The sequence below is a fragment of the Vibrio sp. QJM3NY_26 genome (genome assembly GCF_057786005.1).
On record NZ_CM173515.1, the window covers coordinates 2,773,923 to 2,788,360 of the forward strand.

Annotated in this window: 11 protein-coding genes; 4 read left to right on the forward strand and 7 right to left on the reverse strand. The window is 44.8% G+C overall.

Annotated elements, in window-relative coordinates:
* The first annotated feature begins 29 nt into the window (after positions 1-29).
* The gene (locus tag AC3CH4_RS12210) at positions 30-980 is read left to right on the forward strand and encodes a LysR substrate-binding domain-containing protein (RefSeq protein WP_171311779.1); all 951 of its coding nucleotides are present in this window, start codon (positions 30-32) and stop codon (positions 978-980) included.
* 45 nt (positions 981-1,025) lie between these two features.
* Positions 1,026-1,244: a VF530 family protein gene (locus AC3CH4_RS12215; protein WP_054547529.1), complete on the forward strand. Its 219-nt coding sequence runs from the start codon at positions 1,026-1,028 to the stop codon at positions 1,242-1,244.
* Positions 1,245-1,390: 146 nt separating this feature from the next.
* Here the strand turns inward: AC3CH4_RS12215 and fusA are convergent, their stop codons facing one another.
* Both fusA and radA read right to left on the reverse strand, forming a co-directional pair.
* On the reverse strand, positions 1,391-3,478 hold the full coding sequence (gene fusA / locus AC3CH4_RS12220; protein ID WP_004734469.1) for an elongation factor G: 2,088 nt from the start codon (positions 3,476-3,478) through the stop codon (positions 1,391-1,393).
* A 234-nt stretch (positions 3,479-3,712) separates the two neighbouring features.
* The gene (gene radA / locus AC3CH4_RS12225) at positions 3,713-5,095 is read right to left on the reverse strand and encodes a DNA repair protein RadA (protein WP_054541846.1); all 1,383 of its coding nucleotides are present in this window, start codon (positions 5,093-5,095) and stop codon (positions 3,713-3,715) included.
* Between the two features lie 160 nt (positions 5,096-5,255).
* Between radA and AC3CH4_RS12230 the strand changes: the two genes are divergently transcribed.
* Positions 5,256-7,604 (forward strand): PilZ domain-containing protein, encoded by a 2,349-nt coding sequence (locus AC3CH4_RS12230; RefSeq protein WP_488543016.1) that lies wholly within the window; start codon positions 5,256-5,258, stop codon positions 7,602-7,604.
* 88 nt (positions 7,605-7,692) lie between these two features.
* Here the strand turns inward: AC3CH4_RS12230 and serB are convergent, their stop codons facing one another.
* Entirely contained in the window at positions 7,693-8,673 is a 981-nt protein-coding gene (gene serB, locus AC3CH4_RS12235) for a phosphoserine phosphatase (protein WP_004734472.1), read from the reverse strand.
* A gap of 109 nt (positions 8,674-8,782) precedes the next feature.
* Between serB and AC3CH4_RS12240 the strand changes: the two genes are divergently transcribed.
* Positions 8,783-9,394 (forward strand): YtjB family periplasmic protein, encoded by a 612-nt coding sequence (locus AC3CH4_RS12240; RefSeq protein ID WP_017080011.1) that lies wholly within the window; start codon positions 8,783-8,785, stop codon positions 9,392-9,394.
* 220 nt (positions 9,395-9,614) lie between these two features.
* Here the strand turns inward: AC3CH4_RS12240 and deoD are convergent, their stop codons facing one another.
* From deoD to deoC, 4 genes are all read right to left on the reverse strand, one after another.
* On the reverse strand, positions 9,615-10,334 hold the full coding sequence (gene deoD / locus AC3CH4_RS12245) for a purine-nucleoside phosphorylase (RefSeq protein ID WP_004734474.1): 720 nt from the start codon (positions 10,332-10,334) through the stop codon (positions 9,615-9,617).
* Between the two features lie 64 nt (positions 10,335-10,398).
* On the reverse strand, positions 10,399-11,619 hold the full coding sequence (locus AC3CH4_RS12250; protein WP_029224167.1) for a phosphopentomutase: 1,221 nt from the start codon (positions 11,617-11,619) through the stop codon (positions 10,399-10,401).
* 76 nt (positions 11,620-11,695) lie between these two features.
* A complete protein-coding gene (gene deoA, locus AC3CH4_RS12255) occupies positions 11,696-13,024 on the reverse strand; it encodes a thymidine phosphorylase (protein WP_026012373.1) in 1,329 nt (442 codons plus the stop codon).
* A 223-nt stretch (positions 13,025-13,247) separates the two neighbouring features.
* A complete protein-coding gene (gene deoC / locus AC3CH4_RS12260) occupies positions 13,248-14,024 on the reverse strand; it encodes a deoxyribose-phosphate aldolase (protein WP_004734477.1) in 777 nt (258 codons plus the stop codon).
* Positions 14,025-14,438: the final 414 nt, after the last annotated feature.

Sequence of the window (14,438 nt, forward strand, 5' to 3'; positions counted from 1 at the left end):
ATACTGGCATTCAGTTAAGGAAAACTAATGTGATAGAACGCACCCCACCATTCCAAGGGATCTACTATTTTTATACTGCGGCTGAAACTGGCAGTTTTAAGCTCGCAGCAGAAAAGCTATTTGTCACGGCAGCCGCCGTCAGCCAACAAGTTCGCCAACTTGAAGAGTGGTTAGGTGCAGACTTGTTTATTCGCCAGCACCGAAAAATAGTACTCACTCACGAAGGTGAAGTACTTTACCTGCAAGCTAAGAAAGGCTTTGCCCACATTCAAGATGGTGTGAGGCGAATTAACCAAGACCCAAACCCTACTCAACTTTCTATTTCAACCGTGCCATCATTTGCTCAACATTGGTTGGTTCCTAGAATTGGTGACTTTCGCGATCGCCACCCTGACCTATCCATGCTGATTGAACCGACCAATAAGCTAGTCACGTTTGAAGATTCTAATGTCGATGTCTGCGTTCGGTATGGTCACGGTAACTACCCAAATATCGAGTCTCGTTGGTTAATGGACGAGGTGGTTTACCCAGTTTGTCACCCGATTTATCAAGAGAAGCATGGGATCCATGACATTGACGATCTGCATAAAGCTGAATTGATTGAAGATCGATGGCCAGATATGGATTGGAATCTATGGCTAGACATTGTTGGAGCAAAGGCAGGCCGCTCATCACTGCAATTTGATGGCTCGCATTTTGTTTTAGAAGGCGCGTTATCCGTTCAAGGTGTAGCACTGGTTAAGCACAGTTTGGTGTATCGGTATTTGCAGGAAAAGAAACTCGTTCGAATCGGTAACATCGCACTTAAGCCCAAATACAATTACTTCCTATGTGCGCCAGCTGGATACTTTCATCGCGAGAAAATCAAACGCTTTGAAGCTTGGATGCAAAGTCAGGTTCAGTTATTTGGAAATAAAGGTCGAGAAGAACTAACTATTATCGAGACAGATTACCAACTTAAATGGTCTGATAATTCATAAAGCGAAACTGGTATACTGAGCTCAAATAAATGGCGAGAACATCTCATGACACAAGAAAATAACCCGCTTCACGGCATAACACTGCAGAAGCTACTGACTGAATTGGTTGAGCATTACGGTTGGGAAGAGTTGAGTTATATGGTGAATATCAACTGCTTTAAAAAAGACCCAAGCATTAAATCTAGCTTAAAGTTTTTGCGTAAAACAGACTGGGCTCGAGTGAAGGTTGAGTCGATTTACATTGAGCTAAAACAGAACTCTTAAGTCTTAGTCTTAGTCTTAGTCTTAGTCTTAGTCTTAGTCTTAGTCTTAGTCTTAGTCTTAGTCTTAGTCTTCCAAGAGTAAGATAACAAAAAGCCCCGCAAGCTTTCACTTGCGGGGCTTTTTTAGTTAATTTAGAAAAGAGCTAATTACTTACCAGCTTCTTTTTCTGCTTTAACTTTAGCGATTACTTCTTCTGCCACGTTCATTGGACATGGAGAGTACTGTGCGAATTCCATAGAGAATTGGCCACGGCCTGAAGTAATTGTACGTAGGTGACCGATGTAACCAAACATTTCTGAAAGTGGTACGTCAGCTTTAATACGAACGCCAGTTACGCCAGCTTGTTGATCTTTGATCATGCCACGACGACGGTTAAGGTCACCGATAACATCACCAACGTGATCTTCTGGAGTAAATACGTCAACGTTCATGATTGGCTCAAGAAGTTGCGCGCCAGCTTTAGGCATAGATTGACGGAATGCACCTTTAGCTGCGATTTCAAATGCGATTGCAGATGAATCGACTGCGTGGAAACCACCATCGTAAAGTTCAACTTCAACGTCTAGCGTAGGGAAGCCAGCTAGTACGCCGTTTTCCATCATGCCACCAAAGCCTTTCTCAACAGCAGGCCAGAATTCTTTAGGTACGTTACCGCCAACAACTTTTGAAGAGAACGTAAAGCCAGAACCAGGTTCGCCAGGCTTGATACGGTAATCGATCTTACCGAATTGACCAGAACCACCAGACTGTTTCTTATGCGTGTAGCTATCTTCAATTGCTTGAGTGATAGTTTCACGGTAAGCAACTTGAGGAGCACCAACTGTTAGGTCAACGCCGTAAGTACGCTTAAGGATATCTACCTTGATGTCTAGGTGAAGCTCACCCATACCTTTCAGGATAGTTTCGCCAGTTTCTTCGTCAGTTTCAACTTGGAAAGATGGATCTTCTGCAACCATTTTACCGATAGCGATACCCATTTTCTCAGAACCGCCTTTATCTTTTGGAGATACAGCGATAGAGATTACTGGAGTTGGGAATACCATTGGCTCAAGCGTTACTTGATCTTTAGGATCACATAGAGTGTGACCTGTTTGCACGTTCTTCATACCAACGATCGCAATGATGTCACCAGCTTGTGCGCTAGTTAGTTCGTTACGGTCATCAGCTTGCATCTCAACCATACGGCCAACACGCTCAGTTTTACCTGTGAATGAGTTAAGAATCGTGTCGCCTTTGTTCAATTTACCAGAGTAAATACGAACGAAAGTTAGAGCACCGAAACGGTCATCCATGATTTTGAATGCAAGCGCTTTAAACGTTTCTTCAGTAGAAACGATAGCGTGGTTGCCAGTTTCTTCGCCGTTCTCGTCCATTAGAGGTTGAGGATCAACTTCAGTTGGAGAAGGTAGGTAATCTACAACAGCGTCAAGAATGATTTGAACACCCTTGTTCTTGAATGCAGAACCACAGTAAGTTGGGAAGAACGCTAGGTCACGAGTACCTTTACGGATACAACGCTTGATGTCTTCGATAGAAGGCTCTTCACCTTCCATGTAAGCTTCCATTAGGTCATCGTCTTGCTCTACAGCAGTTTCGATTAGCTCTTCACGGTATTGCTCTACGTCGTCTACCATGTCCGCAGGAACATCTAGAATTTCGTAGTTTTCAGGAAGACCAGTGTCATCCCAAACGTATGCTTTACGGCTTAGAAGGTCTACAACACCCACGAATTCATCTTCGCGGCCGATTGGTAGAACCATAACTAGAGGAGTTGCACCTAGAACGTTTTTAACTTGGTCAACAACGTTGTAGAAATCTGCACCCATACGGTCTAGTTTGTTAACGAAGATCAGACGAGATACTTCTGATTCGTTAGCGTAGCGCCAGTTAGTTTCTGATTGTGGTTCAACACCACCAGAACCACAGAATACACCGATACCGCCATCAAGTACTTTAAGAGAACGGTATACTTCAACTGTGAAGTCAACGTGTCCAGGAGTATCGATAACGTTTAGACGGTGACCGTTCCAGAAACAGCTTACAGCTGCTGATTGGATAGTAATTCCGCGCTCAGCTTCCTGTTCCATGAAGTCAGTAGTTGATTCGCCATCATGTACTTCACCAGTCTTGTGGATCTGACCAGTTAGCTTAAGGATACGCTCAGTGGTAGTTGTTTTACCCGCATCAACGTGCGCGAAAATACCAATGTTTCTGTATTTCGATAAATCTGCCATTGTCTTACTCTGTTAATAGGATATAAAATGCGCGCAGAGTATATCACAATCTGTGAAGACTGATAGCTTTGCATGCATTTGGGACTAAAAAACTTTGCCTTTTTCTAACATATAGAAAAAGGCAATCTGTAGAAACAATCTAAATGATTGTTAAGTTTAGTGCTAACTTAAAGCGAAAATAGCGTTTAAGTTAGACTGAATTTCTGCTGTATAGAGTAGCTGAAGTGAGCTCAATTACAACTCATCAAAAGCATTAATTGCTTCTGATAATTTTTTCACACCATGGATCTGCATTCCTGGAATGCCCCCTTTTGGCATGTTAGCCGCCGGAACAATCGCTCTCTTAAAGCCATGTTTAAATGCCTCATTTAAGCGCTCTTGCCCGCTCGGTACAGGTCGAATCTCACCCGCTAGGCCTACTTCGCCAAAAACCACCACATCTTTTGGTAATGCGCGGTCTCTGAAACTAGAAAGTAGTGCCATCACCAACGCGAGATCGGCACTGGTTTCGGTTACTTTAACACCACCAACGACATTCACAAACACATCTTGGTCAGCCATTTGTAAGCCGCCATGTTTATGCAGCACGGCTAATAATAGTGAAAGCCTGTTTTGCTCTAGACCAACAGCAACACGACGCGGGTTAGCGAGCTGGGAATAGTCCACCAGCGCTTGGATTTCAACGAGAAGTGGACGAGTACCTTCCCACACAACCATGACCGAACTGCCCGAGGTTTCTTCTTCACCGCGAGACAAGAAAATAGCCGATGGGTTGCTGACTTCTTTTAGTCCTTGGCCTGTCATCGCAAACACACCAAGCTCATTCACTGCACCAAAACGGTTTTTATGGCTACGCAGGGTTCTAAAACGACTATCCGTTCCGCCATCCAACAATACAGAGCAATCAATAATGTGTTCCAGTACTTTTGGCCCCGCTAATGTGCCGTCTTTAGTTACGTGTCCCACTAAGAACACCGCAACGTTGTTCTGTTTCGCATAGCGCGTTAATGCGGTTGCCGATTCGCGCACCTGCGCCACACTGCCCGGAGACGATTGAACATCAGCGACATGCATAACTTGGATTGAGTCGATAACCATGATTTTAGGTTGCTCTTTTTCGGCAATCTGACAGATCTTATCAACATTGGTTTCAGAGAGCATTTTGAGATGTTCTTTCGGTAAACCGAGTCGAGAAGCACGCATCGCGACTTGTTGCAGTGATTCTTCACCAGTGACATAAAGTGTTGGCAACTGAGAAGAGAGCTGACACATGGTCTGCAACAACAGCGTTGATTTACCGGCACCAGGGTTACCACCAATCAGAATCGCAGCGCCAGGTACGACACCACCACCGAGTACGCGGTCGAGTTCTTTGAAACCACTGCTAAAGCGCGGAACTTCTTGCAGGTTAATTTCCGATAATGTCTGAACGCTCGATTCTGTTGCCCCACCCGCGTAACCACCACTGAGTCGTTCATTACGCGCAACTTGAGGTGAAGCCGCTAGCCTAACTTCTGTAATCGTGTTCCAAGCACCACATGCATTGCACTGCCCCTGCCAACGTGGAAAGTCAGCACCACAGTCATTACACACATAAGCTCGCTTTGCCTTAGCCATAAAACCTCAATAATTTGCTTGGTAACTGGAAATGTTGCTATTTTGTGACCCTGTTGACCGTACGCATGAAAATAAAAGTTGCAGTGGGGCCACGAATACCTAAAGATCAAATACAACTTGTCGATAACAATAATGCACCGTCCATTCTAACAAGAAAAGTATGCAGCAATCTGAAATTCTATCTGTAGCAGAACGACTTATCCCGGCCTACCACGCTGAGGACTTTGAATTCCTTCTTTCTCAAATGACAGAAGGCGAATCGCCGTCTCTAAAGCTGCTTGTTAAAATGGAATTGAATCGTATCATGGCTCCGTGCACAAAGAGCATTGATTTACGCGGACGTATTGACACTGAATGTCGTCAATTTACGTTAGATGGTCGTAAACACTGGCTTGATGATATTGCTTTGAACGCCTATCAACGTGGTACTAAAAAGTTTAAAGGCTATACAGAGGGCGCGTGGGAGTTAGTGATGACTCCGCGAACTCAGCCACTTCGTAATATCGTTAAAACCTCGTCTCAACATAATCAAGATCTCACTAACGCTAATAGCCCGTATGAAGCGGAAGCCATTAACCTCGGTTACGACTTAAAGCGTCAAGAAAACAGACTCAAGATTAGCTCACAGGTTGAGATCACCACATCTAAAGGCCAAAGCCTACACGGTGTGACGGTTGATATTTCCCCGTCGGGTGCAAAATTCAAGGTACCGAGCGCCTTTAAGTACAACCTCGGTGAGATCATCAGCGTTAAGTTCACAGAGCTTATCGAAAAGTCGCTAGAAAACGATGTTTACCAAGCGGTCGAATTCCGCGTTCTGGGCATTGATGAGTCTTACGAGAATAACGCCGTCAAATTCTTAAGAACCATCAAGGTAAGTAATAACAATATTGTAGCCCGCTTGCTTGATGAGTCTTTGAATAGCTCAAGCAAGAAAACCAGCCATGAGAATCAAGATAGAATCATTCGAACTCGTACTCGAGGTATCGAACACACCTATCTCAAGCACACCTGTAATCTTCCTCTTTTCTTTAGCGGCAGTGAACTAAAGCTTGCTCTACTTACGGATAATAACCATCCGCTGTGGCAATACTGGCACGATGAGCGAAACCAACAAGCACTGGGTACCCTGTTCAACGAACAACGAATGAACTTGCTGGCGAAACCTGGCGTAAAGGGAACCAGTAACGTTATTTACTCGTTTACTCATGAGCATCAAGACAAGACCTTGTTCTACTCAATGATGCTTCCTGAAGCCTCTCGAGAGCAAAGACAGTTGTTCTGGCACATTGGTGGTAAACGTAAAAGCTGGAAGGCGTTCAAGTTCTCGGTGTTCGAACTTTCAGACACCGAGCGACAAGCCTTAGCTAAGCACTCGGATACGTTAGCTCAAAGCTCAGCACAACTGACTCATTGTGGGATTTTGCAAGAGATTGGCGATCACGAAAGTGCGGCTGACTATCTATTGAGTGAAAAACCGCGCATTCCAAGCAGTGAACTGAACCGCTTCCGTCACCCGCGTTCTGTAGTGGGGAATATTCAAAGTATCTACTTCGACTCTCAAACTCGTCGTAAAGAACCGAGGTATCAATTTAAGTCACCGTTACAACTCACCTCACAAGATGGCGCTGCGGCTAACGGACATACCTTAGATATCTCAAAACGTGGACTCAGCATTGCTCTTGAGCATCCGATGGTACTCAAGATTAATGACCCGGTATTAGTAAACTTCAATGAACTGCAGCTCTACGACAAAAACCTGCCATTAAGCACCGTGCCTTACCACGTGATTCGAGTCAGCCCGAATGGTCGCAACGTGCAGTTGGTTATCGCCGAGAACACGAAGACAATGCGTACTATCGCCTTTCTCAATGGGCTTATCGATCAAAACCAAAGCAAGTTGATTAAGAAGAAAGAGATACTGCCAACACACTCTCTGCTCGAGTCTCTACACAACATTTTGTTGAGCAAGATGGTCAGCAACCCAATATTCATTGATAAACCGGGCTCAACACTGCGTTGTAAGATCATTGGCGTAAACTTCCCTCTGAATAAACACTTAGCACTGCTAGCTAAGCTTGGCCACAACCAAAAGTTCTCACTCGAACCTATTTTCAAAGGGCACTCTAACTCGCTGTTGGCTGAACCACTGAAAAGAATTGAAGGTGCTGAGCCTAAACACCATGATGTCTATATTGCTGCGGTTAAGTTTGGCGACAAGATCCAATCCGTACACACGAAGTTGGTCAAAGACTTCGCCTCGGCAAAGGAACGCATCTTATTCATCAAGAAAGCTCAGCATTTAGGTGACGTGTATGTACTACGAGTCACTACTGCACCTATTTTTAATCCGCTAACGAGTTTATTCCAGTCTGATTTAGAAGAGCTCTCACGCATCAGCATGCACCAAGCTAAGAAGCTAGAAAATGAGGTCACGGCTTTTATTGGTTATGGTGAGATAGAAGATATTACCGATGAAGTGTTGATTCGATTGGAGCTGACTCGTTAACTCAGTTCATCCATATTCCAGAGACACAAATAGAAAAAGCAGGCTCATCGCCTGCTTTTTTGTATCCGTTATACCGCCCTAAATATGACTAAGGCTTCGCTTGCCAGCTGATTTTTTGCTGCTTAGCTAGTACGCCCGACAAGATGCAAAGTACCCCGCCTAAACCGGCATAACGCACAGCGGTTTGAGCTTGTTGCTCTACTTTTGGTTTCGCATGGTAGGCGATGCCTAAACCTGCAGAACCCATCATAACCAAGTCATTAGCACCATCACCAACGGCAACAGTGTTATGCAGTTCCAATTCGTACTCTTCAGCCAACTCGACCAAGATATCCGCTTTAGTCTGCGCCGAAACAACATCGCCTAAGACTTCACCCGTCAATTTACCATTGATGATTTCAAGCGTGTTTGACTGAGCGTGGTCAAGATCAAGCGTATCTTTCAGATAGTCAGAGAAGTAAGTAAAGCCACCTGAAGCAATTGCCGTCTTCCAACCAAGCTTATTCAGCGTATTCACTAGCTCAACCAAGTCTGGCATGAATGGCAATGATTGACGCACTTGCTCCAAAATAGATTCATCCGCACCTTTCAGTGCGCCTACTCGTTGACGTAGGCTCTGTTCAAAGTCGAGCTCACCTTGCATTGCTCGCTCGGTGATTTCAGAGACTAATTCCCCCACACCAGCTAGCTTTGCAATCTCATCGATACATTCAATTTGAATCGCTGTGGAATCCATATCCATTACAATCAAACCTGGCTTAGATAGGTCTGGGACCTCGCTAAGGCAAGCATAATCAAGCTTTAAGGCCTGTAGGATTTCTTCGTGTGCTGGTGTTAGGTTGCCTGACATCAAAGCCACTTCATAATGCCCTACCTTCCACGTATCAAGAATGGTGTTGTAAGTGCCTGTGAAAAAATCGATGTCATCGAATGATTGTGGTGATAGATACTCACCGAATACAATCCAGTTGGCTTTGGCTTTAGCGAGTTGAGAAGCGAAACGAGTCTCGGGGAGTCGAGTCAATAATGTCGTATGCCTTTTTATCGGCAGATATTTCTGAGCGTCCATGTGTATGATTCCTAATTAACTATGCTAAACGTTAACCTATTGCAATTTGAAAACGCAAGTCTCAATATGTCTTAATCATAACATTTGTTTATTTCAGGCTTCGTGAAACATGAATGAATCATTGTTCTCAATACGTAACGCTTTACGAATGCTAGCCCTCATTTTGCTGGCTACTATGTTCGTTGTAACGATTAAAAATACAGTCGTGATCAGTAAAGGTAACGAGAAGATCCAAGCAAAGCAGCTAGAAACGCTGACTAAGTTGCTTATCTCTCAGGCATCACTTTCTGCCAGTAAAGCGATCACACAACAAGACCAAGAGCGACTGCTTGATCTCACCAATCAGCTGTCTCAGGATCGCTTGGTATTCGATACCACGATATACGATGCAGAGGGGATTCGACTGGCTTCGAGTGAAAAAGCACTCTCAGTACGCGAAGTTCTAGGCTTAGATACGCCACTTTCAACAGCAAGTATCGGCAGACAGCAATTAGTTGAACCTATCTACTCACCAGAGAAAGCGATCATTGGATTCATTCGTGTGACCTTTGAAACGGGTAAGATGACGGCGATTTCTGATCACCATTATCGTAAAAGTGATCGCTACATGATCGGCATGGTGTTGATGGGGTTTGTCAGTGGCGTGCTGTTTGTCATGCTCATTCGTAGAAGAAAAACAAAGTCTGGTGAGAACTTGCTGCTTAAGAATGCAAACTCATAGGCTTTGTCATAGGACCTTGGGCTCTTGGGCTTTTGACCTTGGAATCATGAAATAAAAAGCTCGGATTAGGCAAGGTGAATTATTTCGATTGAAATCACATAGCCTTCAGAATCCAAGAAATAGCGCTCAGTAATACATCATTACCAATAAAAAGCCCCGACGCTCAGGCAGCAACGGGGCTTTTTGTTATCTGTTAGCTTATCAAACTATAGAAAAATGATTATTCTTGGTCACCAAGCAGCACAGAGTCTAGTGCGATAACCATCATGTCGTTGAAGGTCGTTTGACGCTCATCTGATGTGGTTTGCTCACCAGTTTTGATGTGATCAGAAACAGTACAAATAGTCAGAGCTTTTGCGCCGTATTCAGCACACACACCATAGATACCTGCAGCTTCCATCTCGACGCCAACAATGCCGTACTTATCCATCACCTCAAACATCTCTGGATCTGGCGTGTAGAACAACTCTGCCGAGAACAGGTTACCCACTTTTACGTCTACACCACGCGCTTTTGCTGCATCTTCTGCCGCACGCACCATTTTGTAATCTGCGATAGCCGCGAAGTCATGACCTTTAAAGCGAATACGGTTCACTTTTGAGTCAGTACACGCGCCCATGCCAATCACCACATCACGCACTTTGATATCTTCACTCACTGCACCACAACTGCCGACACGAATGATCTTTTTCACACCAAAGTCTTTGATCAGTTCAGTCGCGTAAATAGAACAAGATGGGATGCCCATACCGTGTCCCATTACGGAAACCTTACGACCTTTGTAAGTACCCGTGTAACCAAACATATTACGAACATCACACACCTGAACCACTTCTTCTAAGAAGGTTTCAGCGATGTATTTAGCGCGTAGCGGATCGCCTGGCATTAGAACTACGTCAGCGAAATCACCCATTTCAGCATTAATATGTGGAGTAGCCATTGAAAATATCCTTAATCTCAAAACAAAAAAGAAGAGAGAGGTTTCCCTCTCTCTTAGTTAACCATTACAGAAAGCTTGTACCGTATCCCATTGGCGATGTGCCAAAGTATGACGCTAAGCTTTGACCGATATCAGCGAAGGTATCACGACGGCCTAGAGAGCCAGCTGGAACCTTGTTACCGTAAACAATCACAGGGATATGTTCACGAGTATGGTCTGAACCCGGCCATGTTGGGTCACAACCGTGGTCTGCAGTTAGGATAAGCACGTCATCTTCTTTCATCATATCGATGATTTCATTGATGCGGCCATCAAAGTACTCAAGCGCAGCTGCGTAACCAGCAACATCACGACGGTGGCCGTATGCTGAGTCGAAATCAACGAAGTTAGTGAACACGATAGTGTTGTCGCCCGCTTCAGTGATCGCTTCTTTAGTTGCTTCAAATAGCGCTGGAATACCTGTTGCTTTGGTTTTCTGAGTGATACCACAACCTGCGTAGATGTCAGAGATTTTACCGATTGAGTGAACGTTGCCGCCCTTCTCATCAACCAGTTTCTGAAGTACCGTCGCCGCTGGTGGCTCAACAGAAAGGTCACGACGGTTACCAGTACGTTCGAATTGACCTTTACCAGCACCAATAAACGGACGAGCGATAACACGACCAATGTTGTAGTCAGCTAGCTCTTCACGAGCAATCTGACAAAGATCTAATAGGTTTTGTAGACCGAATGTCTCTTCATGACAAGCGATCTGGAAGACAGAGTCTGCAGAAGTGTAGAAGATTGGCAGGCCAGTCTTCATGTGTTCTTCACCTAGATTGTCTAGGATTTCTGTACCCGATGAGTGGCAGTTACCTAAGAAGTCAGATAGACCAGCACGCTCAAGGATGCGATCAGTCAGTTCTTTTGGAAAGCTGTTCTCTTTGTCGGTGAAGTAGCCCCAGTCAAACAATACCGGTACACCTGCGATTTCCCAGTGACCTGATGGCGTGTCTTTACCAGAAGACAGCTCAGCAGCATGACCGTAAGCGCCAATGATCTCAGCGTCTGCGTCCATACCTGGAGCAAAGCGACCTGTAGACTCTTTGTGAGCCATAGCTAAACCAAGCTTAGACAGGTTTGGCAGCGTTAGTGGACCTTTACGATCCGCGTTGTCTGCAAGGCCTTGATCACAATGGTCAGCAATGTGACCCATTGTATCCGAACCTACATCGCCGAATGTGTCAGCATCCGCTGTTTCACCGATACCGAATGAATCTAAAACTAAAATAAATGCTCTTTTCATTTTCTTCACCAACTTATTGCTCTTTGCACCAGAACTCTGTTTATCGGTATACACGAGGTATACCGATACCTGTTATTTACACGTCTTCAGAACGAATCTGACGGTAAACATCTGGCGTTGCTGTATATTCTCCGCCCACAGTGATTGCATTTTGTAATGCCGTCGCAGCTTCTTGCCACTGTTGTTCATTGCGAGCATGGATCATTGCTAATGGTTTATCGTCGCTTGCTACTTCGCCAAGGCGAATGAAGCTATCAAAACCGACTGCGTAATCAATGCTGTCTGTTGCTACGCGGCGACCACCGCCCATACCAACGACAGCCATACCAATTGCACGCGTATCCATCGCTGATACTACACCGCTTTCGAGTGCGTACACTGGTTTAACAATTTCTGCTTTTTCTAGGTAGTTATCGTAGTTCGTTACGAAATCCACTGGACCACCAAGGCCCGCTACCATCTTACCGAAGCACTCTGCTGCTTTACCGTTATCCAGTACTGCCATCAGTTTTTCACGCGCTTCATCTGAATCTTTTGCTAGGTTACCCAGCACCAACATTTCCGCACACGACGCTAGCGTTATTTCCAACAAACGTGGATTACGGTATTCGCCTGTTAGGAATTGAACCGCTTCACGGACTTCAACTGCGTTACCCGCTGAAGAAGCCAGAACTTGGTTCATGTCCGTTAGGATTGCTGTTGTTTTAGTGCCTGCACCGTTTGCTACTGCAACGATAGATTTTGCTAACTCTTCAGATGCTTCATACGTTGGCATGAATGCGCCTGAACCGACTTTTACGTCCATTACTAGAGAATCAAGACCAGCGGCCAGTTTCTTAGATAGGATTGAAGCGGTGATCAGTGAGATGTTGTCTACTGTTGCTGTGATATCACGAGTCGCATAAACACGCTTATCAGCCGGTGCTAGATCGCCGGTTTGGCCGATGATCGCCACGCCAGCTTCTTTGGTTACGGCACCAAACACATCGTTGGTTGGTGTAATGTTGTAACCAGGGATAGATTCTAGCTTGTCTAGCGTACCGCCAGTGTGGCCTAAACCGCGACCAGAGATCATTGGAACAAAACCGCCACATGCTGCCACCATAGGGCCAAGCATCAAAGAGGTTACGTCGCCAACACCACCAGTAGAGTGTTTATCAACGATTGGGCCATCAAAGTTCATGTGGCTCCAGTCAATCACCATGCCTGAATCACGCATTGCACATGTTAGTGCGATACGTTCTGGCATCGTCATTTCATTGAAAAAGATAGCCATTGCGAATGCGGCAATTTGGCCTTCAGAAACCGTGTTTTTAGCGACACCTTGGATGAAAAAGTTAATTTCTTCTGTGGTCAGTACTTCGTTATCACGTTTTCTGCGAATAATTTCTTGAGGTAGATACATTAGTTCCTCCCAAACTCTAGTGAGTATGGTGTGTAGGGAAAGAGGTAATATGGAGTAACTTAACGTCACTCCATCAAACAGACTTAATTGTTATCAATACTCTAAATATTTGGCGTTGCAGTTAGGCGGCCAGCAAGTTCATTCCTATGAGCATAGAAGCTCTATGTGATTAGGAGGAACTTGCGCAGGCAACAACGCTGCGGCGTCAAATATGACGAGTAAATTAGTATGCTGCTGGATCAGCAGTCTGGTCTGTCACTTCTAATGTATTAAGAAGGTTAGTCAGTAGGCTTGAAGCACCAAAACGGTAGTGCATGTTGTCTGCCCACTCAGCGCCTAGTAGCTCATCAGCCATTGCTAGGTAAGCTTGAGCATCTTCAGCTGTACGTACGCCACCAGCTGGTTTGAAACCAACAGTTTTAGCCACGCCCATGTCACGAATAACTTCAAGCATCATGCGCGCGAACTCAGGAGTCGCGTTTACTGGCACTTTACCTGTTGAAGTTTTGATGAAGTCTGCACCTGCTTCGATACAGATCTGAGAAGCTTTCTTGATAAGTGCTTCTTCTTTTAGCTCACCAGTTTCGATGATCACTTTAAGCGTGATGTCACCACAAGCGGCTTTACATTGCTTAACTAGCTCAAAGCCAACTTCTTCGTTGCCAGCAATAAGAGCACGGTATGGGAATACTACGTCAACTTCGTCTGCGCCGTACGCTACCGCTGCTTTCGTTTCTGCAACAGCAATTTCGATGTCGTCATTACCATGAGGGAAGTTAGTTACAGTCGCGATGCGTACTTCTGGAGTACCTTGCTCACGCAACGCCTTCTTAGCGGCTGGGATGAAGCGAGGGTAAATACAGATTGCAGCGGTGTTACCAACTGCAGTCTTCGCGTCATGACAAAGCGCCACTACTTTTTCAGTAGTATCGTCATCATTTAGCGTAGTTAGGTCCATAAGTTTAAGTGCACGTAGAGCTGCTGCTTTTAAATCGCTCATTTCTATCTCCGATCAATATATTCAAATAGTTAACTACTTCGCCACCCATCCAGTATAGATGGATATTTTAGTAATGCTCAGTAGTCACAAATGAACGGACTTGGTTCCCTGAAGACTTGATAACTTTCGCTATCAATTGCAATCCTTGTCACCGCACAGTACCAGTTTGGTCTATGGCACAACAAATCAGTCATGTTGTGTCTAACATCTATAGCGTATCGCTAAGTTTGGCTTAATCCCAGAAGAATAACCTTTAGATAAATCCAAGCAGTTACTTTCTTGCCAACAAGAGACATCCTGTCCCTTAAGCTTATACATTATAGGTATCCATCAATAAATTGTAGTGCTCCTTAGAACGCAAACGGTTTGTATCTCAAAAAAACATTCTAGACCCATTTTCGACTCCAAGCATTC